This window comes from Pseudomonas sp. NPDC087817, assembly GCF_044742875.1.
Taxonomy (GTDB): domain Bacteria; phylum Pseudomonadota; class Gammaproteobacteria; order Pseudomonadales; family Pseudomonadaceae; genus Aquipseudomonas.
The window spans coordinates 46,135-65,594 of the sequence record NZ_JBIUVJ010000018.1 but is presented as its reverse complement, the minus strand read 5'-3'; the positions used below and the strand labels follow the sequence as shown (position 1 = coordinate 65,594).

At 60.2% G+C, this 19,460-nt stretch carries 24 protein-coding genes and 1 pseudogene; 15 read left to right on the top strand and 10 right to left on the bottom strand.

Features of this window, described 5'->3' with window-relative positions; translation table 11 throughout:
• The first annotated feature begins 1 nt into the window (after position 1).
• Together ACIONG_RS14820 and ACIONG_RS14815 are read left to right on the top strand one after the other, a co-directional pair.
• Positions 2 to 1,006: an aspartate carbamoyltransferase catalytic subunit gene (locus ACIONG_RS14820; protein ID WP_401300491.1), complete on the top strand. Its 1,005-nt coding sequence runs from the start codon at positions 2 to 4 to the stop codon at positions 1,004 to 1,006.
• Positions 1,003 to 2,274, top strand: coding sequence for a dihydroorotase (locus tag ACIONG_RS14815; protein ID WP_401300488.1), 1,272 nt, complete (start codon positions 1,003 to 1,005; stop codon positions 2,272 to 2,274). Before ACIONG_RS14820 ends, ACIONG_RS14815 begins: the two co-directional genes overlap by 4 nt.
• Positions 2,275 to 2,374: 100 nt before the next feature.
• On the opposite strand, the gene ACIONG_RS14810 is transcribed toward ACIONG_RS14815, so the two are convergent.
• Positions 2,375 to 2,809, bottom strand: coding sequence for a TM2 domain-containing protein (locus tag ACIONG_RS14810; protein ID WP_103304302.1), 435 nt, complete (start codon positions 2,807 to 2,809; stop codon positions 2,375 to 2,377).
• A 248-nt stretch (positions 2,810 to 3,057) separates the two neighbouring features.
• On the opposite strand from ACIONG_RS14810, the gene ACIONG_RS14805 reads away from it, so the two are divergent.
• Positions 3,058 to 3,681: a C40 family peptidase gene (locus tag ACIONG_RS14805; protein ID WP_201236439.1), complete on the top strand. Its 624-nt coding sequence runs from the start codon at positions 3,058 to 3,060 to the stop codon at positions 3,679 to 3,681.
• 119 nt (positions 3,682 to 3,800) lie between these two features.
• Here ACIONG_RS14805 and ACIONG_RS14800 read toward each other — a convergent pair whose 3' ends face one another.
• The gene (locus ACIONG_RS14800; protein ID WP_401300483.1) at positions 3,801 to 4,835 is read right to left on the bottom strand and encodes a type IV pilus twitching motility protein PilT; all 1,035 of its coding nucleotides are present in this window, start codon (positions 4,833 to 4,835) and stop codon (positions 3,801 to 3,803) included.
• A gap of 56 nt (positions 4,836 to 4,891) precedes the next feature.
• Between ACIONG_RS14800 and ACIONG_RS14795 the strand changes: the two genes are divergently transcribed.
• From ACIONG_RS14795 to ACIONG_RS14745, 11 genes are all read left to right on the top strand, one after another.
• A complete protein-coding gene (locus ACIONG_RS14795) occupies positions 4,892 to 5,578 on the top strand; it encodes a YggS family pyridoxal phosphate-dependent enzyme (RefSeq protein ID WP_103304305.1) in 687 nt (228 codons plus the stop codon).
• A gap of 24 nt (positions 5,579 to 5,602) precedes the next feature.
• Complete coding sequence (proC, locus tag ACIONG_RS14790) at positions 5,603 to 6,421, top strand: pyrroline-5-carboxylate reductase (protein WP_103304306.1); 819 nt, start codon at positions 5,603 to 5,605, stop codon at positions 6,419 to 6,421.
• Positions 6,422 to 6,431: 10 nt separating this feature from the next.
• Positions 6,432 to 7,022 carry a YggT family protein gene (locus ACIONG_RS14785; RefSeq protein ID WP_166221515.1) on the top strand — a complete coding sequence of 197 codons (591 nt, stop codon included), beginning with the start codon at positions 6,432 to 6,434 and terminating at the stop codon, positions 7,020 to 7,022.
• Positions 7,019 to 7,309, top strand: coding sequence for a DUF167 domain-containing protein (locus ACIONG_RS14780; RefSeq protein ID WP_103304308.1), 291 nt, complete (start codon positions 7,019 to 7,021; stop codon positions 7,307 to 7,309). Before ACIONG_RS14785 ends, ACIONG_RS14780 begins: the two co-directional genes overlap by 4 nt.
• 236 nt (positions 7,310 to 7,545) lie before the next feature.
• Positions 7,546 to 8,685, top strand: a complete 1,140-nt coding sequence (locus ACIONG_RS14775) for a homoserine O-acetyltransferase (protein ID WP_103304309.1) — start codon at positions 7,546 to 7,548, stop codon at positions 8,683 to 8,685.
• Between the two features lie 7 nt (positions 8,686 to 8,692).
• Complete coding sequence (gene metW / locus ACIONG_RS14770) at positions 8,693 to 9,313, top strand: methionine biosynthesis protein MetW (protein ID WP_103304310.1); 621 nt, start codon at positions 8,693 to 8,695, stop codon at positions 9,311 to 9,313.
• Positions 9,314 to 9,338: 25 nt separating this feature from the next.
• A complete protein-coding gene (locus tag ACIONG_RS14765) occupies positions 9,339 to 9,773 on the top strand; it encodes a DUF4426 domain-containing protein (protein WP_401300476.1) in 435 nt (144 codons plus the stop codon).
• Entirely contained in the window at positions 9,770 to 10,366 is a 597-nt protein-coding gene (gene rdgB / locus ACIONG_RS14760) for an RdgB/HAM1 family non-canonical purine NTP pyrophosphatase (RefSeq protein ID WP_401300474.1), read from the top strand. Before ACIONG_RS14765 ends, rdgB begins: the two co-directional genes overlap by 4 nt.
• Complete coding sequence (gene hemW, locus ACIONG_RS14755) at positions 10,363 to 11,568, top strand: radical SAM family heme chaperone HemW (RefSeq protein WP_249412077.1); 1,206 nt, start codon at positions 10,363 to 10,365, stop codon at positions 11,566 to 11,568. Before rdgB ends, hemW begins: the two co-directional genes overlap by 4 nt.
• A gap of 35 nt (positions 11,569 to 11,603) precedes the next feature.
• A complete protein-coding gene (locus tag ACIONG_RS14750; RefSeq protein ID WP_007913629.1) occupies positions 11,604 to 11,927 on the top strand; it encodes a DUF3392 domain-containing protein in 324 nt (107 codons plus the stop codon).
• 19 nt (positions 11,928 to 11,946) lie between these two features.
• Entirely contained in the window at positions 11,947 to 12,495 is a 549-nt protein-coding gene (locus tag ACIONG_RS14745; RefSeq protein ID WP_401300470.1) for an RNA 2'-phosphotransferase, read from the top strand.
• 19 nt (positions 12,496 to 12,514) lie between these two features.
• On the opposite strand, the gene ACIONG_RS14740 is transcribed toward ACIONG_RS14745, so the two are convergent.
• The 5 genes from ACIONG_RS14740 to ACIONG_RS14720 all read right to left on the bottom strand — a co-directional run bounded on the left by ACIONG_RS14740 (position 12,515) and on the right by ACIONG_RS14720 (position 15,734).
• On the bottom strand, positions 12,515 to 13,303 hold the full coding sequence (locus tag ACIONG_RS14740; protein ID WP_401300467.1) for a hypothetical protein: 789 nt from the start codon (positions 13,301 to 13,303) through the stop codon (positions 12,515 to 12,517).
• Between the two features lie 188 nt (positions 13,304 to 13,491).
• Positions 13,492 to 14,217: a tRNA (guanosine(46)-N7)-methyltransferase TrmB gene (trmB, locus tag ACIONG_RS14735; RefSeq protein ID WP_103304316.1), complete on the bottom strand. Its 726-nt coding sequence runs from the start codon at positions 14,215 to 14,217 to the stop codon at positions 13,492 to 13,494.
• Positions 14,218 to 14,226: 9 nt separating this feature from the next.
• Positions 14,227 to 15,021 carry a thiazole synthase gene (locus tag ACIONG_RS14730; RefSeq protein WP_042561554.1) on the bottom strand — a complete coding sequence of 265 codons (795 nt, stop codon included), beginning with the start codon at positions 15,019 to 15,021 and terminating at the stop codon, positions 14,227 to 14,229.
• A gap of 60 nt (positions 15,022 to 15,081) precedes the next feature.
• The gene (gene thiS / locus ACIONG_RS14725; protein WP_165557463.1) at positions 15,082 to 15,282 is read right to left on the bottom strand and encodes a sulfur carrier protein ThiS; all 201 of its coding nucleotides are present in this window, start codon (positions 15,280 to 15,282) and stop codon (positions 15,082 to 15,084) included.
• A gap of 71 nt (positions 15,283 to 15,353) precedes the next feature.
• Positions 15,354 to 15,734 (bottom strand): DUF423 domain-containing protein, encoded by a 381-nt coding sequence (locus ACIONG_RS14720; protein ID WP_103304318.1) that lies wholly within the window; start codon positions 15,732 to 15,734, stop codon positions 15,354 to 15,356.
• Positions 15,735 to 15,808: 74 nt separating this feature from the next.
• Here ACIONG_RS14720 and mtgA point away from each other — a divergent pair, with 74 nt between their 5' ends.
• Complete coding sequence (mtgA, locus tag ACIONG_RS14715; RefSeq protein WP_213026851.1) at positions 15,809 to 16,531, top strand: monofunctional biosynthetic peptidoglycan transglycosylase; 723 nt, start codon at positions 15,809 to 15,811, stop codon at positions 16,529 to 16,531.
• A gap of 208 nt (positions 16,532 to 16,739) precedes the next feature.
• On the opposite strand, the gene rpoH is transcribed toward mtgA, so the two are convergent.
• The 3 genes and pseudogenes from rpoH to ftsE form a co-directional block, all read right to left on the bottom strand.
• Positions 16,740 to 17,594, bottom strand: coding sequence for an RNA polymerase sigma factor RpoH (gene rpoH / locus ACIONG_RS14710; protein ID WP_401300462.1), 855 nt, complete (start codon positions 17,592 to 17,594; stop codon positions 16,740 to 16,742).
• A gap of 115 nt (positions 17,595 to 17,709) precedes the next feature.
• Entirely contained in the window at positions 17,710 to 18,735 is a 1,026-nt protein-coding gene (gene ftsX, locus ACIONG_RS14705) for a permease-like cell division protein FtsX (RefSeq protein ID WP_201236427.1), read from the bottom strand.
• Positions 18,732 to 19,394, bottom strand: a pseudogene (gene ftsE / locus ACIONG_RS14700) (cell division ATP-binding protein FtsE); the annotation flags it as partial. The gene ftsX and the pseudogene ftsE, both read right to left, overlap by 4 nt.
• Positions 19,395 to 19,460: the final 66 nt, after the last annotated feature.

The following is a 19,460-nucleotide window of genomic DNA, read 5'->3' as shown; positions in this document are numbered from 1 at the left end:
GATGACGCCTCTAGATACCAAGCGCCCGCTGCAGCTCAATGATCAGGGCCAGCTGCGCCACTTCCTCTCGCTCGACGGCCTGCGCCGCGAGATGCTGACGGAAATCCTCGACACTGCCGACTCGTTCCTCGACGTCGGTGCCCGGGCGGTGAAGAAAGTCCCGTTGCTGCGCGGCAAGACCGTGTGCAACGTGTTCTTCGAAAACTCCACACGCACCCGCACCACCTTCGAACTGGCGGCCCAGCGGCTGTCGGCGGACGTGATCACCCTGAACGTGTCGACCTCGTCGGCGAGCAAGGGTGAAACGCTACTCGACACCCTGCGCAACCTCGAAGCCATGGCGGCCGACATGTTCGTTGTGCGCCACGGTGATTCCGGCGCCGCACACTTCATCGCCGAACACGTTTGCCCGCAAGTGGCGATCATCAATGGCGGCGACGGCCGTCACGCCCACCCGACCCAGGGCATGCTCGACATGCTCACCATCCGTCGGCACAAGGGCAGTTTCGAAAACCTCTCGGTGGCGATCGTCGGCGACATCCTGCACTCACGGGTGGCGCGCTCGAACATGCTCGCCCTGAAGACCCTCGGCTGCCCGGACATCCGCGTGATCGCGCCGAAAACCCTGCTGCCGATCGGCATCGAGCAATACGGCGTGAAGGTCTACACCGACATGACCGAAGGCCTCAAAGACGTCGACGTGGTGATCATGCTGCGCCTGCAGCGTGAGCGCATGACCGGCGGCCTGCTGCCGAGCGAAGGCGAGTTCTACCGCTTGTTCGGCCTGACCACCGCGCGTCTGGCCGGGGCCAAACCCGATTGCATCGTCATGCACCCGGGGCCGATCAACCGTGGCGTGGAGATCGAGTCGGCGGTGGCTGACGGCCCGCACTCGGTGATCCTCAATCAGGTGACCTACGGCATCGCGATTCGTATGGCCGTGTTGTCGATGGCCATGAGCGGGCAAACAGCCCAGCGTCAATTCGAGCAGGAGAACGCCCAGTGAAGCTCAGCATTCTCGGCGCCCGCGTCATCGATCCAAGCAGCGGCCTGGATCAAATCACCGATATCCACGTTGAAGCCTGCAAGATCGTCGCCCTCGGCGCCGCTCCGGCCGGTTTCAGCGCACTTGAAACCATTGATGCTCAAGGCCTTGTGGCCGCTCCGGGCCTCGTTGACCTGAACGTCGCCCTGCGCGAGCCGGGCTACAGCCGTAAAGGTTCGATTGCCAGCGAAACCCGCGCAGCCGCCGCCGGCGGCGTGACCAGCCTGTGCTGCCCGCCGAAAACCAAACCGGTGCTCGACACCTCCGCCGTGGCCGAACTGATCCTCGACCGCGCACGTGAGGCCGGCAACACCAAGGTGTTCCCGATTGGCGCGCTGAGCAAAGGTCTGGACGGTGAGCAACTGGCGGAACTGGTGGCGCTGCGTGACGCCGGTTGCGTGGCATTCGGCAACGGCCTGGAGAGTTTCCGCAATACCCGCACCCTGTGCCGGGCGCTGGAATACGCAGCGACGTTTGATCTGACGGTGATTTTCAACTCGCAGGATCACGATCTTGCCGAAGGTGGCCTGGCCCACGAAGGCGCCGTCGCCAGTTTCCTCGGTCTGCCGGGGATTCCGGAAACGGCGGAAACCGTAGCTTTGGCTCGGGATCTGTTGCTGGTCGAGCAAACTGGCGTGCGTGCGCACTTCAGCCAGTTGACCAGCGCTCGCGGCGTGGCCCTGATCGCTCAGGCTCAGGCTCGTGGTTTGAAAGTGACGGCGGATGTGGCGCTGTATCAGTTGATCCTGACCGACGAAGCGCTGATCGACTTCAGCAGCCTCTATCACGTACAACCGCCGCTGCGCACCCGCGCCGATCGCGATGGCCTGCGTGAAGCGGTGAAGTCCGGTGTGATCTCGGCAATTTCCAGCCATCACCAGCCGCACGAGCGTGATGCCAAACTGGCACCGTTTGGCGCGACCGAGCCGGGCATCAGCAGTGTTGAACTGCTGCTGCCGTTAGCCATGACGTTGGTTGAGGATGGTTTGCTCGATCTGCCGACTTTGCTGGCTCGGTTGAGCGCAGGTCCGGCTGACGCGCTGCGTCTGCCGGCGGGCAAACTGGCGGTGGGCGGTGCGGCGGATATCGTGCTATTCGATCCGAAGGCTTCGACCGTTGCCGGTGAAAGCTGGCTGTCGAAGGGCGAGAACTGCCCGTTCCTGGGGCACAGTCTGCCGGGTGTGGTTCGCTATACCCTGGTGGATGGGCGGATCAGCCACCAGCTTTAATACCGGGTTGCCCCAATCGCTGGCAAGCCAGCTCCCGCAGGTTTTGCGCTAACCCGAAAATTGCGCAAGACCTTGTGGGAGCTGGCTTGCCAGCGATGGCTTATTGGAAAGCGCCTCTGCCTTCGGCGTTACGCACCGAGACCTGATCGTTCAGCGTCCAGAAGTCATACAGCACGCCAATAAAGAACAACCCGCCCGTCAGCAGATAGATCAGCCCGCTGATCCACTTGCCCTGATACATCCGGTGCACGCCCAGCGCGCCAAGAAACGTCAGCAGAATCCACGCCACGTTGTACTCGATCGGCCCTTCGGCAAAACGCAGATCCGCCTCGCGATCCATCGCCGGGATCAGGAACACGTCGATCAGCCAGCCAATTCCGAGCAAACCGAAGGTGAAGAACCAGATCGTCCCGGTCACCGGCTTGCCGTAATAAAAGCGGTGAGCACCGGTGAATCCGAAGATCCACAGCAGATAACCGATGAGTTTGCTGTGGGTGTCTTTTTCCTTCACACGGGGTAGCTGATAGCTGTTCATGAAGACCTCGTTGCACTCGATAGATAAATATTCTTGAATTCTTTGTGACTTTTTTACAGGTAGCCGACGTATGGCAAATGTTACCGTTGCTACCTCCAAAGCCTTGTAGCACAGGACTTCTGTCCGACAATCGCGTCAATTTGCCGCTTATTTGGTTCCGTTGCCTCCAGAGTCAATCGACCAACGGCCTCGGAAGGGACAAAAAAGCTGTTATAAAGTTGCGCGCTATCACTGAAGAGCCACGCCTAATGCGACCATTTTTCAAGACATGGCTAACCATTTGCCTATTAATGCCACTGGCCGCCCACGCCACCAATCGTGAGCAACGTCTTCCCAACGTTAACGGTTTCACCCCTAAATCTCATGCTTCTGCTCCATCGAGCAAAAGCAAGCAAAGCAAAGTCACCACGCTGAGCAGCAAGAGCCACGGCAAGCTGGTACCGCCGATGGCCAACAAGGAAAGCAGTAATGTCCTTAGCCGCGCAGTGAACGTCCTCGGTACGCCATACCGTTGGGGCGGCAGCAGCCCAAGTAAAGGCTTCGACTGCAGTGGCCTGGTGAAATACGCGTTCAACGACGCCACATTCGACCTGCCACGTACTTCCAATGCCATGGCCAGTGGGCATGGCGAGAAAGTCGAACGCAAGGATCTGAAGCCGGGCGACCTGATTTTCTTCAACATCAAGAGCCGTCGGGTCAATCACGTTGCCATCTACCTAGGCAACGACCGCTTTATCCACGCACCGCGCCGTGGCAAGTCGGTGAGCATCGATACACTGAACAAGCCGTATTGGGAAAAGCATTACGTGGTGGCCAAGCGTGTGCTGCCGAAAGAACCGGCCAGCAAGCAGCTGCGCGTAGTTCAACGCTAACACCGCAGATCGTTCCCACGCTCTGCGTGGGAACGCAGCCCGGGACGCTCTGCGTCCCAAAGCGGACGCGGAGCGTCCATCGAGGCATTCCCACGCAGAGCGCGGGAACGATCATCCTCTCAGAAATTATCCGGCGTACGCGCCTTCTCCCGCGCATGCTCGCGGCTGATCAAGCCCTTGGTCACCAGGTCCTTCAGGCACATGTCGAGTGTCTGCATCCCCAACGCCCCACCCGTCTGAATCGCCGAATACATCTGCGCCACCTTGTCTTCGCGGATCAGGTTACGGATCGCCGACGTTCCCAGCATGATCTCGTGCGCCGCCACCCGTCCGCCGCCGATCTTCTTGATCAGCGTCTGGGACACAACTGCCAGCAACGACTCCGACAGCATCGAGCGCACCATCGACTTCTCATCACCGGGGAATACGTCGACCACCCGGTCGATAGTTTTCGCCGCCGAGGTGGTGTGCAGCGTGCCGAACACCAGATGCCCGGTCTCGGCAGCGGTCAGGGCCAGGCGGATGGTTTCCAGATCACGCATCTCGCCCACCAGGATCACATCCGGATCTTCGCGCAGTGCTGAACGCAACGCGGTGGCGAAGCTGCGGGTATCGCGGTGGACTTCGCGCTGGTTGATCAGGCATTTGCGCGATTCGTGAACGAATTCGATCGGGTCTTCGATGGTGAGGATGTGGTGATGGCGATGGGTGTTGAGGTAGTCGATCATCGCCGCCAGCGTGGTCGACTTGCCGGAGCCGGTCGGCCCGGTGACCAGCACCAGCCCGCGCGGGGCATCGGTGATCTTGCGAAAGACGTCGCCCACGCCGAGGTCTTCCATGCTCAGCACCTTCGATGGAATGGTGCGGAACACCGCGCCGGCGCCACGGTTCTGGTTGAAGGCGTTGACCCGGAAACGTGCAACACCGGGGACCTCGAAGGAAAAATCCGTTTCCAGGTGTTTCTCGAAGTCGACGCGCTGGGTGTCGTTCATGATGTCGTAGATCAATTCGTGCACTTGCTTGTGATCCAGCGCCGGCAGATTGATCCGCCGCACATCGCCATCGACTCGGATCATCGGCGGCAGACCGGCCGACAGGTGCAGGTCGGAAGCTCCCTGTTTGGCGCTGAAGGCCAGCAGTTCAGTGATATCCATAGCGCTCCTCAATTCCAGTAGAATGCCGCGAACCTTCAGACCGCCGGCGCCTCTTGATGTCCACGATAGCAGACAACATTCAACTGGTTAGTTCGCGCATCCAGGCCGCTACCGCTGCCGCCGGGCGCCCCGAAAACAGCGTGCAGTTGCTGGCCGTGAGCAAAACCAAACCCGCTGAAGCCCTGCGCGAGGCGCATGCAGCCGGCCTGCGCGATTTTGGCGAGAACTACCTGCAGGAAGCCTTGGGCAAACAGCTCGAACTGGCCGACCTGCCCTTGATCTGGCACTTCATCGGCCCCATTCAATCGAACAAGACTCGAGCCATTGCCGAGCATTTCGACTGGGTGCACTCCGTGGATCGCCTGAAAATTGCTCAACGGCTGTCCGAACAACGCCCGGCCGACCTGCCAGCGCTGAACATCTGCATTCAGGTCAACGTCAGTGGCGAGGCCAGCAAGTCCGGCTGCACCCCGGCTGATCTGCCGGCACTGGCCGCGTCCATAAACGCGCTGCCGCGCCTGAAGTTGCGCGGGCTGATGGCGATTCCCGAGCCGACCGAAGATCGCGCCGAACAGGACGCCGCATTTGCTGCCGTGCAGAAGTTGCAGGCCAGCCTCGATCTGCCGCTCGACACGCTGTCCATGGGCATGAGTCACGACCTCGAGTCGGCCATTGCCCAAGGCGCCACCTGGGTTCGTATCGGTACGGCCCTGTTTGGCGCCAGAGATTATTCCCAGTCTTGAACGTTTCCAGATAAGGACCAAAACATGAGCAACACACGTATTGCGTTTATCGGTGCGGGCAACATGGCGGCCAGCCTGATTGGCGGCCTGCGCGCCAAAGGTCTGGAAGCCGCGCAGATTCGCGCCAGCGACCCGGGCGAGGAAACCCGCGCCAAGGTCAGCGCCGAACACGGCATTGAAACCTTCGCCGACAACGCTCAGGCCATCGACGGCGTCGACGTCATCGTGCTGGCGGTCAAGCCACAGGCGATGAAAGCCGTGTGCGAAGCGATTCGCCCGAGCCTGAAAGCCAATCAACTGGTGGTCTCGATTGCTGCCGGCATCACCTGCGCCAGCATGACCGCATGGCTCGGCGAACAACCGATCGTGCGCTGCATGCCGAACACTCCGGCGCTGCTGCGTCAGGGCGTCAGCGGCCTGTACGCCACGCGCGAAGTGACCGCCGAGCAGCGTCAGCAAGCGGAAGAGCTGCTGTCCGCCGTCGGCATCGCGCTGTGGCTCAACGAAGAGCAGCAACTGGACGCGGTCACTGCGGTGTCCGGTTCCGGCCCGGCCTATTTCTTCCTGCTGATCGAAGCCATGACCGCCGCCGGCGTCAAACTCGGTCTGCCAAAAGAAATCGCTGAGCAACTGACCCAGCAAACGGCTCTGGGCGCCGCGCACATGGCTGTCTCCAGCGACGTTGACGCTGCTGAACTGCGCCGCCGCGTGACCTCGCCAAACGGCACCACCGAAGCTGCCATCAAATCATTCCAGGCCAATGGCTTCGAAGCCCTGGTCGAAACCGCACTCGGCGCCGCCGCGCACCGCTCGGCCGAAATGGCCGAACAACTGGGCAAATAAGGAGCCTTACATGATTGGATTGAACACCGCAGCGGTTTACGTGCTGCAAACCCTCGGCAGTCTGTATCTGCTGATCGTGCTGCTGCGCTTCGTGCTGCAACTGGTACGGGCAAACTTCTATAACCCGCTGTGCCAGTTCATCGTCAAAGCGACCCAGCCGCTGCTCAAGCCGCTGCGCCGGATCATTCCGAGCCTGTTCGGCCTCGACATGTCGTCGTTGGTGCTGGCGATTCTGGTGCAGCTGGCACTGATGGCCCTGACCCTGCTGCTGACTTACGGCACCACCGGCAACCCGCTGCAACTGTTTATCTGGTCGATCATCGGCGTAACCGCGCTGTTCCTGAAGATTTTCTTCTTCGCCCTGATCATCAGCGTGATCCTCTCGTGGGTCGCGCCGGGCAGCCACAATCCGGGTGCTGAACTGGTCAACCAGATCTGCGAACCGGCCCTGGCGCCGTTCCGCCGCTTTCTGCCAAGCATGGGCGGTCTGGACCTGTCGCCGATCTTCGCGTTTTTGGCACTGAAGCTGATCGACATGCTGGTGATCAACAATCTGGCGGCGATGACGATGATGCCGGAAATCCTGCGCCTGCTGATGTGAGCTGGTTTCGCTGGGACGGTGACGACTTGATCCTCGAGTGTCACCTGCAACCGGCAGCCCGCAGCGATGATTTCTGCGGGCTGCACGGTGATCGCTTGAAGATCCGCCTGACCGCGCCGCCGGTCGAGGGCAAGGCCAATGCCTATCTGATGGGCTTTCTGGCCAAGGCGTTTGGGGTGTCCAAGAGCCAGGTCAGTTTGCTCAGTGGCGAGTTGAATCGGCAGAAGCGGGTGAAGATCTGTTCGCCGAAGAAGTTGCCGGATTTGCCTGATCTGGTGCGCCCGTGATCGAGTAGTGCAGCACTTGTGGCGAGGGGATTTATCCCCGATGGGTGGCGAAGCCGCCCCTTGCTTTCTTCCAGCCAGTCCGCGTCAGCAGGTTTTGCGACTGCTGCGCAGCCGATCGGGGATAAATCCCCTCGCCACAGGGGGCACGTTCAATGAATGAATGAGGCCCGATCGTTGCTTGCCGCTAACCCCCCCGGTCTTTAGACTTACGCCTCATTTCAACGAGAGCAGGGTCGATGCCAGCTGCCTTTCCCCCCGATTCTGTTGGTCTGGTGACGCCGCAAACGGCGCACTTCAGCGAACCGCTGGCCTTGGCCTGTGGCCGTTCGCTGCCCGCCTATGACCTGATCTACGAAACCTACGGCACGCTGAACGCACAGGCGAGCAACGCCGTGCTGATCTGCCACGCCTTGTCCGGCCATCACCACGCCGCCGGCTATCACAGCCCCGACGACCGCAAACCGGGTTGGTGGGACAGCTGCATCGGCCCCGGCAAACCGATCGACACCAACAAATTCTTCGTGGTCAGCCTGAACAACCTCGGCGGCTGCAACGGCTCCACTGGCCCAAGCAGCATCAACCCGGACACCGGCAAACCGTTCGGCGCCGACTTCCCGGTGCTCACCGTTGAAGACTGGGTGCACAGTCAGGCGCGTCTCGCTGACCTGCTCGGCATCGGCCAGTGGGCTGCGGTGATTGGCGGCAGCCTCGGCGGCATGCAGGCGCTGCAATGGACCATCACGTATCCGGATCGCGTGCGCCACTGCCTGGCCATCGCCTCGGCACCCAAACTGTCGGCACAGAACATCGCCTTCAACGAAGTCGCCCGCCAGGCGATCCTCACCGACCCCGAGTTCCACGGCGGTTCGTTCCAGGAACAAGGCGTGATCCCCAAGCGCGGGCTGATGCTGGCGCGGATGGTCGGGCACATCACCTACCTGTCCGACGACTCCATGGGCGAGAAATTCGGCCGTGGTCTGAAGAGCGAAAAGCTCAACTACGACTTTCACAGTGTCGAATTCCAGGTCGAGAGCTACCTGCGTTATCAGGGCGAGGAGTTCTCCGGGCGCTTCGATGCCAACACCTATCTGTTGATGACCAAGGCACTGGATTACTTCGATCCGGCGGCGAACTTCGACGATAACCTGGCGAAAACCTTCGAGAACGCCACGGCGAAGTTCTGCGTGATGTCGTTCACCACCGACTGGCGCTTCTCCCCGGCACGTTCGCGTGAACTGGTCGATGCCCTGATGGCGGCGCGCAAAGACGTCAGCTATCTGGAAATCGACGCGCCGCAGGGCCACGACGCCTTCCTGATTCCGATCCCGCGCTACTTGCAGGCGTTCGGCAATTACATGAACCGAATTACGGTGTGAACAAGCCATGAGAGCTGATCTGGAAATCATCCAGGAATGGATCCCCGCCGGCAGCCGCGTCCTCGACCTCGGTTGCGGTGACGGCGAACTGCTGACCTGGCTGCGCGACAACAAGCAGGTCACCGGTTATGGCCTGGAAAACGACCCGGATAACATTGCCGAGTGCGTGGCCAAGGGCATCAACGTTATCGAGCAGGACCTGGACAAGGGGCTGGGCAACTTCGCCAGCAACAGTTTCGACATCGTCGTGATGACCCAGGCCCTGCAAGCCGTGCACTACCCGGACAAGATCCTCGACGAAATGCTGCGGGTCGGCCGCCAGTGCATCATCACCTTCCCGAACTTCGGCCACTGGCGCTGCCGCTGGTATCTGGCGAGCAAGGGCCGCATGCCGGTGTCCGAGTTCCTGCCGTACACCTGGTACAACACGCCGAACATCCACTTCTGCACCTTCGAAGACTTTGAAGAACTTTGTCGCGAACGTGATGCGAAGGTCATTGATCGGCTTGCCGTGGATCAACAGCACCGCCACGGGTGGGCCAGTAAGCTATGGCCTAATCTGTTAGGTGAGATCGGTATCTACCGCGTCAGCAGCCCGGTGCTTGCAGATCATCGGATCGCGGTCTGAGCCACGACTTTTCGAGGAGACGATCATGGGTCGTTTAGCGTTGTTGTTACTCACAGCCTGCCTCAGCGTCAGTGCCATGGCGACCGACGTCATCAAGGGCGAGCGCAAGGAAACCTTCGGCGACGTGACGGTGCACTACAACACCTTCAATTCCACGTTTCTGACCCCGGACATCGCCAAGGCAGCAGAGCTTGTCCGCAGCAAGAATCAAGGCGTGATCAACGTCTCGGTGATCAAGGATGGCAAACCACTGGTCGCCAGCGTCACCGGCACGGTCAAAGACCTGACCAGCCAGAGCGTGCCGCTGAATTTCCGCCAGGTCACCGAGCAGGGCGCGATTTACTACATCGCCCAGTACCCGGTGGAGCAGCAGGAAACCCGCACCTTTGAAATCAAGGTGCAGAACGGCGACAAGATCAACACCATCAATTTCAACCAAGAACTCTTTCCCGGCGAATGATGAACATCAAGCAGCTCGTACTGGCCAGCCATAACGCCGGCAAACTCAAAGAACTCCAGGCCATGCTCGGCGACTCGGTGCAACTGCGCTCGATTGGCGAGTGGAGCAAGGTCGAGCCGGAAGAAACCGGTCTTTCGTTTGTCGAGAACGCGATCCTCAAGGCACGCAATGCCGCACGCATTTCCGGGCTGCCGGCGCTGGCCGACGACTCCGGCCTGGCAGTGGATTTCCTCGGCGGTGCGCCGGGCATCTACTCGGCGCGTTATGCCGACGGCAAAGGCGATGCGGCGAACAACGCCAAGCTGCTCGATGCGCTGAAGGATGTGCCAGAAGCCGAGCGCGGCGCGCAGTTCGTTTGTGTGCTGGCGCTGGTGCGCCACGCTGATGATCCGCTGCCGATTCTTTGCGAAGGCCTGTGGCACGGGCGCATCCTGACCGCCGCCAGTGGCGAACACGGTTTTGGCTATGACCCGCTGTTCTGGGTGCCGGAACGTAACGTGTCCAGCGCCGAACTGAGCCCGGCCGACAAGAACCAGATCAGCCACCGCGCCCGTGCAATGGATCTGCTGCGCCAGCGTCTGGGCTTGAAATGACCCGTGACTCTTCTGCGTCGTCGCTGATTGTCGGCGGCGCCGCTTCTTCACCTCGGGCGCCGCTGCCGACGCTGCCGCCCCTGGCGCTGTACATCCACATCCCGTGGTGTGTGCGCAAATGCCCGTATTGCGACTTCAACTCGCACACCGCCAGCCCGGTTTTGCCGGAGCAGGAATACGTCGACGCGTTGCTGGCTGATCTCGATCAGGACCTGCACGCGGTTTACGGCCGTGAAATCAGCTCGATCTTCTTCGGTGGCGGCACGCCGAGCCTGTTCAGCGCCGAGGCCCTAGGGCGTTTGCTGGAAGGCGTCGAGCAGCGCATTCCGTTCGCCTCCGACATCGAAATCACTCTGGAAGCCAATCCCGGCACCTTCGAACAAGAGAAGTTCGTCGCGTACCGCAAGCTGGGGATCAATCGCCTGTCGATCGGCATCCAGAGTTTCCAGCAGGAAAAACTCAAGGCGCTCGGTCGCATCCACAACGGCGACGAAGCGGTGCGTGCGGCCGGCATGGCGCGACAGGCCGGGTTCGATAACTTCAACCTCGACTTGATGCACGGCTTGCCGGATCAGTCGCTGGACGACGCATTGAGCGATTTGCGCCAGGCCATCGAACTGAAGCCGACGCACATTTCCTGGTATCAGCTGACGCTGGAACCGAACACGGTGTTCTGGAACCAACCGCCCGTGCTACCGGAAGACGACACGCTGTGGGACATTCAGGAAGCCGGGCAAGCGCTGCTGGCCGAGCACGGTTACGCGCAATACGAAGTGTCGGCTTATGCCCAAGCCGGACGCCCGGCGCGGCATAACCTCAACTACTGGAGTTTCGGCGACTTCATCGGTATCGGTGCGGGTGCGCATGGCAAGCTCAGTCATCCGGACGGGCGCATCGTGCGCACCTGGAAAACGCGCCTGCCGAAGGACTACCTCAATCCGGCGAAAAGCTTCCAGGCCGGCGAGAAGGCCCTGACCAACGACGAAATGCCGTTCGAGTTTCTGATGAACGCTTTACGCCTGACCGCAGGTGTCGAATCGCGTCTGTATCCGGAGCGCACCGGCCTGTCGCTGGACACGCTTGCCGAAGGCCGGCGCGAGGCCGAACAAAGCGGTCTGTTGCAGGTCGAACCGTCACGTCTGGCGGCCACCGAGCGCGGACAACTGTTCCTCAACGACTTGCTGCAACAATTTCTGAACTGAGCCCAACCCTCAACTTCTGTCCCAAGGGAAAACGCATGGATTTGATACTCGACCTGCTCGCCACCGTCTCCCGCTGGAGCCGCAGCAACCTCTCGGAAATCGCCCTCGCGCTGGTTGGTTGCCTGCTGGTGCTGTTCGGCGCCGACTTCAAAGGCTGGGTCGAGCAACGCCTGGGCAGCATCGCCGGCGCCCTGCGCGTACCGCTGATGGCCCTGCTGTGCGTCATCGGCAGCGGCGCCGCACTGATCTACGCCACGCCGTGGGTGATCAAGGGGCTGAGCCAGTTCAACAACTACAGCCTGGCGCCGGTGTTGTTGGTGGTGCTGGTGTTGATTGGCGTCGTCGCTGACCGCCGCTAAATGCAAAACAGGGACGTTCATGAGTAAAAAACTGCTGGATGAAACAAGCAAATTTCTCAGCTACGTGCTGCGCCACGAGCCTCAAGCCATTGGCCTGACGCTGGATTCTGAAGGCTGGGCGAATATCGAAGCGCTGATCAGCGGCGCGGCACGCGACGGTCGCACTCTCGAGCGCGCACTGATCGAAACTGTCGTAGCGAGCAACGACAAGAAGCGCTTTTCGATTTCCGAGGACGGCCAGCAGATCCGCGCCGTGCAGGGTCACTCGACCAAGAGCGTGGAGCTGCAACTTGAGGCAAAGCAGCCACCAGAAACGCTGTATCACGGCACGGCGATGCGCTTCATCGACTCGATCAACCAGCAAGGCTTGATCCCCGGATCGCGGCATCACGTGCATCTCTCGGCAGAAACCACCACCGCCTCAGCCGTAGGTCAACGCTACGGCACCGTGGTCATTCTGAAAGTCGCCGCGCGGCAGATGCAGGAACAAGGCTTCAAGTTCTATCAGGCGGAAAACGGCGTCTGGCTGACAGAGCAAGTGCCGGTGCGCTTCATCTCTACGCTGTAGTCCTCGACACCTTCGTCATCTATTCAGCGCTGGCTTTGACCTCACTTCGAATCATCGCACTGAGCCCGTAGTAGTCCTTACAGCCCAACGCTTCTGCATTGTCCAGATACGCAATATTCTGACCATCGTGCCGGTCATGCTCGTTTACATGCGTCAGCGCAAGAATGTAGTTGGCCTCAGCCCGATATTGATCTTCTGACAATAACAGCGCGACAGCGCGGGCCCGCATTGCCGCCAATTTGCCTTGCTGTCCGGCGGGCGCCCTCTCGTCGACGAAGCACAGCGAATGCTTGGCCTGCAAAGGATAGACGTCGGCATAAGCGTCGGGCTTGCTCAATAACTGTTGCAGCGACTGCAAGAACTTCAAATGATCCGCGTTTTGCAGATCAAACCTTTCGTATGCCTTGTCGCATAAATGGTAGTAACCCACCGCAGCCGCCAGCAACCCCTGATCCATGGCTTTCTGGTAAAGGCCACAGGCCTCCATCCGCGTTCGCTCAGAGAACATTGGATTGTCCTGAAGGTTGGCTAGCAAGTACGTTGCGAGCATATGCCCGCCATCCGAGGCCTTTTTCAGATTGTCTGCAAGCGCTGCAAAATCGCCTTCGGCATTGCGCAACTGCTCCGGCGTATACGCGAGTTCCGGCTCGCCGGCGCCTTCCCGCCTGATCCGCTCATCGGCGTCACGCTGGATTTTTTCGGCCACTCTTTGCGCGCTGGCGAAGTATTCATCGGGCGTTACCACGCGCTCGCAAGCCGCTGAAAACAGCAGACCCAACGCCAGCATGCAGGTGAAAAGGGCTTTCAAGACTCGTCTTCCTTTACAAGTGGGGGGACGTAGAGCTTTCGGCGGATCGCCAGCAATCTTTAAGGCACCCCAAAAACAACTGTAGGAGTGAGCCTGCTCGCGATAGCGGTGTGTCAGTCGGCATAAGTACTGACTGATCCACCGCTATCGCGAGCAGGCTCACTCCTACATTGGGTATTGCGTGATGCTTAAGCGAGTTTTTCGAACTTCAGGTCCCACACGCCATGGCCAAGACGTTCGCCGCGGCGTTCGAACTTGGTGATCGGGCGTTCGGCCGGGCGCGGTACGCACTTGCCGTCTTCGGCGAGGTTGCGGTAGCCCGGGGCGACGTTCATCACTTCCAGCATGTATTCGGCGTACGGTTCCCAGTCGGTGGCCATGTGCAGAATGCCGCCAACCTTCAACTTGCTGCGCACCAGTTCAGCGAACGACGCCTGAACGATGCGACGCTTGTGGTGACGGCTCTTGTGCCATGGATCCGGGAAGAACAGCATCAGGCGATCAAGGCTGTTGTCGGCGATGCAGCGGTTGAGCACTTCGATCGCGTCGCAATCGTAGACGCGCAGGTTGGTCAGGCCCTGAGTCAGCACGCCATTGAGCAGCGCGCCAACACCCGGACGGTGTACTTCAACGCCGATGAAATCCTGATCCGGTGCCGCTGCGGCCATTTCCAGCAGCGAGTGACCCATGCCGAAACCGATCTCCAGCGAGCGCGGTGCCGAGCGGCCAAACACTTGATCGTAATCCACCGGCGCGTCGGCCAGTGGCAGCACGAACTTGGGCGCGCCTTGATCCAGACCGCGTTGCTGGCCTTCGGTCATGCGCCCGGCGCGCATCACGAAGCTCTTGATGCGGCGGTGTTGGCGCTCGTCGCCCTCTTCCGTCTGGATAGGCGTGTCGTTCGATTCAGTCATCAATGGCTCTTACTTGATCAGACCATCCAGCGGCGAAGAGGCGCTGGCATAGAGTTTTTTCGGCATGCGGCCGGCGAGGTAGGCCAGACGGCCCGCGACGATCGCGTGTTGCATGGCTTGCGCCATCATCACCGGTTGCCCGGCGTGGGCGATGGCCGAGTTCATCAGCACGGCATCGCAGCCCAGTTCCATGGCGATGGTGGCGTCGGAAGCAGTACCGACACCGGCATCGACCAGCACCGGAATTTTTGCTTCTTCGAGGATGATCTGCAGGTTGTACGGGTTGCAGATCCCCAGACCGGAACCGATCAGACCGGCCAGCGGCATGACTGCAATGCAGCCGATCTCCGCCAGTTGCCGGGCAATGATCGGGTCATCGCTGGTGTAAACCATCACGTCGAAGCCTTCCTTGACCAGCGTTTCGGCGGCCTTGAGGGTTTCGATCACGTTAGGGAACAGGGTTTTCTGGTCGGCCAGCACTTCCAGCTTCACCAGGTTGTGGCCGTCGAGCAGCTCACGGGCCAGACGGCAAGTGCGCACGGCTTCGATAGCGTCGTAGCAGCCGGCGGTGTTCGGCAGAAAGGTATAGCGATCCGGCGACAACACGTCGAGCAGGTTCGGCTCGCCCTCGATCTGGCCCAGGTTGGTACGGCGCACGGCGAAGGTGACGATCTCGGCACCCGAGGCTTCGATGGCCTGACGGGTTTCTTCCATGTCACGGTATTTGCCGGTACCAACCAGCAAACGCGACTGGTAAGTACGACCGGCCAAGACGAAAGGCTTGTCGCTACGAACGATGCTCATGGGGAATCCTCTTTACGGGTGAGGGTCTTGCAGAATTCTCTGCCCTTGTGGGCCGGGCGACTAGCCGCCGCCGATGGCGTGCACGACTTCGACGTTGTCGCCGTCGTTGAGCGTGGTGTCGGCATGCTGGCTGCGCGGGACGATATCCAGATTGAGTTCGACCGCTACCCGGCGTCCGGTCAGTTCCAGACGGGTCAGCAGGGCCGCAACGGTTTCACCGTCGGGCAGTTCAAGGGATTCGCCGTTCAACTGAATGCGCATGCTTAACGCCGCCATCATTTTTAGGGGCTGGCATTCTAGCCCGATCATGACCTAAAGGTCAGCACCGAGCGTCAAGCGGTGGGTTGCAAGCGCCAGGCGGCGAGCCCCAGGCATACCCAACCGGCCAGAAATGCCAGACCACCGAACGGGGTGATGATGCCAAGCTTGCTAATGCCGGTGGTGGTCAGCGCGTAAAGACTGCCGGAGAACAGGACGATGCCGACGGTGAACGAAACACCGGCCCAAGTAACCAGTCGCCCCTGAATTTGCGTGGCCAGCAGCGCTACGCCGAACAACGCCAGGGTGTGCACCAGTTGATAGGTGACGCCGGTATGGAAAATCGCCAGATACTCGGGCGTGAGGCGGTTTTTCAAACCGTGGGCGGCGAAAGCACCCAAGGCAACGCCGGTGAAACCAAAAAAAGCGGCCAGCATCAGAAAGCCACGCAGCATGTGGAACTCCAGTCAGACTCGATCGGCAGGGTCTGTATAATGGCCCGCTCCACCGGTTCGGCCAAGCCATCTCTATGCTGCGTACTATTTTTCGTCGTCTCACGAAGGCCCTGCTCTGGTTCGCGGGTGGCAGCGTATTGCTGGTGTTGCTGTTTCGCTTCGTGCCGCCACCGGGCACGGCATTGATGGTCGAGCGTAAAGTCGAATCCTGGGTCGACGGTGAGCCAATCGACCTGCAACGCACCTGGAAACCGTGGGACGAGATCTCCGATGACCTCAAAGTGGCCGTCATGGCTGGCGAGGATCAGAAGTTTCCCGAGCATTGGGGTTTTGATTTCGGCGCCATCCAGGCTGCACTGGCGCACAACGAACTGGGCGGCTCGATCCGAGGCGCCAGCACATTGAGCCAGCAGGTGTCGAAGAACCTGTTTCTGTGGGCCGGCCGTAGCTATCTGCGCAAAGGTCTGGAAGCTTGGTTTACCGCGCTGATCGAGGTTTTCTGGCCCAAGCAGAGGATTCTTGAGGTGTACCTGAACAGTGTCGAGTGGGATGACGGTGTGTTCGGCGCTGAAGCAGCGGCCCGCCATCACTTTGGTGTGAGCGCGAAGTCACTGTCACGGCAGCAGGCGAGCTATCTGGCGGCAGTATTGCCGAATCCTCGCGTCTGGAGCGCGAGTCATCCGACGGCGTACGTGTCGCGCCGTGCCGGATGGATTCGGCAGCAGATGAGTCAATTGGGTGGGACCAGTTATCTGCTGGGGCTCAATGATTCGCGCCGGGCACCTTGGGCGCAATAGTCGAGCATTAACCTTCCAGACACTGATGATCCCTGTGGGAGCGGGCTTGCCCGCGATTGCGGTGGTTCAGCAGACATCTAAATGACTGACAGGACGCCATCGCTGGCAAGCCAGCTCCCACAGGGTTTGATACAGCCCCGAAACACGCGGATAAAAAAACGCCCCGATCATCGCTGATCGGGGCGTTTTTTATTGCCGTGGCGCCGGTTTAGGCGGCGATCGACAACTTGAGCTTGTTCATCGCACTCTTTTCGAGCTGACGAATACGCTCGGCCGACACGTTGTACTTCTGCGCCAGGTCGTGCAGCGTGGCTTTCTCTTCTGCCAGCCAGCGCTGGTAGAGAATGTCACGGCTGCGCTCGTCCAGCACTTCCAGCGCTTCGTGCAGGTTGTGGTTGGAGTTGTCGCTCCAGTCGGCATCTTCCAGTTGACGCGCCGGGTCGTACCGGTGGTCTTCCAGATAGTTGGCCGGCGACTGGAAAGCACTGTCGTCGTCTGCTTCCGCAGCCGGGTCGAAGGCCCTGTCATGGCCGGTCAGGCGACTTTCCATCTCGCGCACTTCCCGCGGCTCGACGCCGAGGCTTTCCGCCACACGGTGGACTTCCTCGTTGTTCAGCCACGCCAGACGTTTCTTCTGGCTGCGCAGGTTGAAGAACAGCTTGCGCTGGGCCTTGGTGGTCGCGACTTTCACAATGCGCCAGTTGCGCAGGATGAACTCGTGAATTTCCGCCTTGATCCAGTGCACGGCGAACGACACCAGACGCACACCCATTTCCGGGTTAAAGCGTTTGACCGCCTTCATCAGGCCGACGTTACCTTCCTGGATCAGGTCAGCCTGAGCCAGACCGTAGCCGGAATAGCTACGGGCAATGTGTACGACAAAACGCAGGTGGGCGAGCACCATCTGCCGAGCCGCCCCCAAATCCTGCTCATAGTAGAGACTCTCGGCCAGTTCACGCTCCTGCTCCGGCGTCAGCAATGGAATGCTGTTGACGGTGTGCACATAGGCTTCCAGGTTCGCACCCGGAACCAACGCGTACGCAGGTTGCAAAGAATTGGTCATGCGAAAAAACCTCCCACTTACATACTCGTGCCTCTCGGCACTGCGAAAAATTGACCGGGAATTCAAGTACAAGTTCCCAAAAAAACCGCGAGGCCAATCACGCGCAAAAAAGATTCTACTTCGGCGCCAGCTCCCTGAGATGACGTGCGACTGCAATCCATGCACCGATATAACCCAACAGCACCGCGCCAAGCAAGAGCGACAGACCGTCGGCAACTGGCACTCCGGCCAGCGCGAAATCACTGCCGTACAAGCCGGCCAGCCCAACCACCGCGTCGTTCAGCCAGTTCAGGCCGAACGCCAACACTCCCCAGGACAACAGCCCCGCACCGAAACCGTACAACGCGCCCATATAAAGGAAGGGACGCCGCACATAGCTGTCGGTGCCGCCGACGAGTTTAATCACTTCTATCTCGGTGCGGCGGTTTTCGATATGAAGACGAATGGTATTGCCTATCACCAAAAGTAATGCAGAAACCAGCAGCACTGTCAGACCGAAGACAAAACGATCGCCGAGCTTGAGGATGGCGGCCAGACGCTCGACCCAGACTAGATCAAGTTGCGCCTGTTGTACCTTGGGCAGCTCGGAAAGTTTTTGTCTTAATGCTTCCAGCGTCGACTTGTCGACTTCGTTCGGGGTGACCAGCACCACGCCCGGCAGCGGGTTTTCCGGCAGCTCGCGCAGGGCTTCACCCAATCCGGACTGCTGCTGGAACTCTTCCAACGCCTGATCGCGGCCGACATATTCAGCATCAGCTACGCCGGGCATGCCTTTGATCTGCTCGCGCAATGACTCGCCCTGCTCCGGGCTTGCATCGAGTTGCAGGTACAGCGAAATCTGCGCCGCACGCTGCCACGAACCGCCAAGACGCTCGACATTATTGAGCAACAGTGACAACCCCATCGGCAGGCTCAGCGCCACCGCCATTACCATGCAGGTGAAGAAGCTGCCGATCGGCTGTTTGCCGAGCCGGCGCAGGCTGTCGAGCAGACTGGCGCGATGGCTTTCGATCCAGGCACGCAACAGCGTAGCGAAATCAGGACCATCGTCATCGTCGTGCTTTTTCTTCTTCGGCGGCTGCGGATCAGCGGCTTTCGGGGCCACGCGCTCGGAAACCTTCGGACTGCGTGTCGCACTCATACACCGGCCTCCCCGTCGCCGATCAATCGGCCACGTTGCAGGGTCAGCATGCGGTGACGCATGCGCGCGATCAGTGCCAGGTCGTGACTGGCGATCAGCACGCTGGTGCCCAAACGGTTGATATCTTCGAACACGCCCATGATCTCGGCCGCCAGACGCGGGTCGAGGTTACCGGTCGGTTCATCCGCCAGCAGCAAGGCCGGGCGGTGGACGATGGCGCGGGCAATGCCGACGCGCTGTTGCTGACCGGTGGACAGGTCGCCCGGGTACAGATCGGTTTTGTCCGACAGCGCCACACGCTCCAGCGCCGAATCGACACGCTTGGCGATTTCAGCCTTGGACAGGCCGAGAATCTGCAACGGCAACGCGACGTTGTTGAACACCGTGCGATCAAACAGCAACTGGTGATTCTGGAACACCACGCCGATCTGCCGGCGCAGGAACGGAATCTGCGCGTTGCTGATGGTGCTCAGGTCTTGCCCGGCGAGCAGCAGCTTGCCGCTGGTCGGACGCTCCATCGCCAGCAACAGGCGCAACAGTGTGGACTTACCGGCACCGGAGTGGCCGGTGACAAACAAGAACTCGCCACGACGGACTCGAAAGCTCAGCTCATGCAAGCCGACGTGACCGTTCGGGTAGCGTTTACCGACCTGTTCGAAAAGATTGTTTTAGGCTACGTCTGTTCTAAATTTTCTTTTTTAAATGTTTTTTGTTGTATTGTTCTT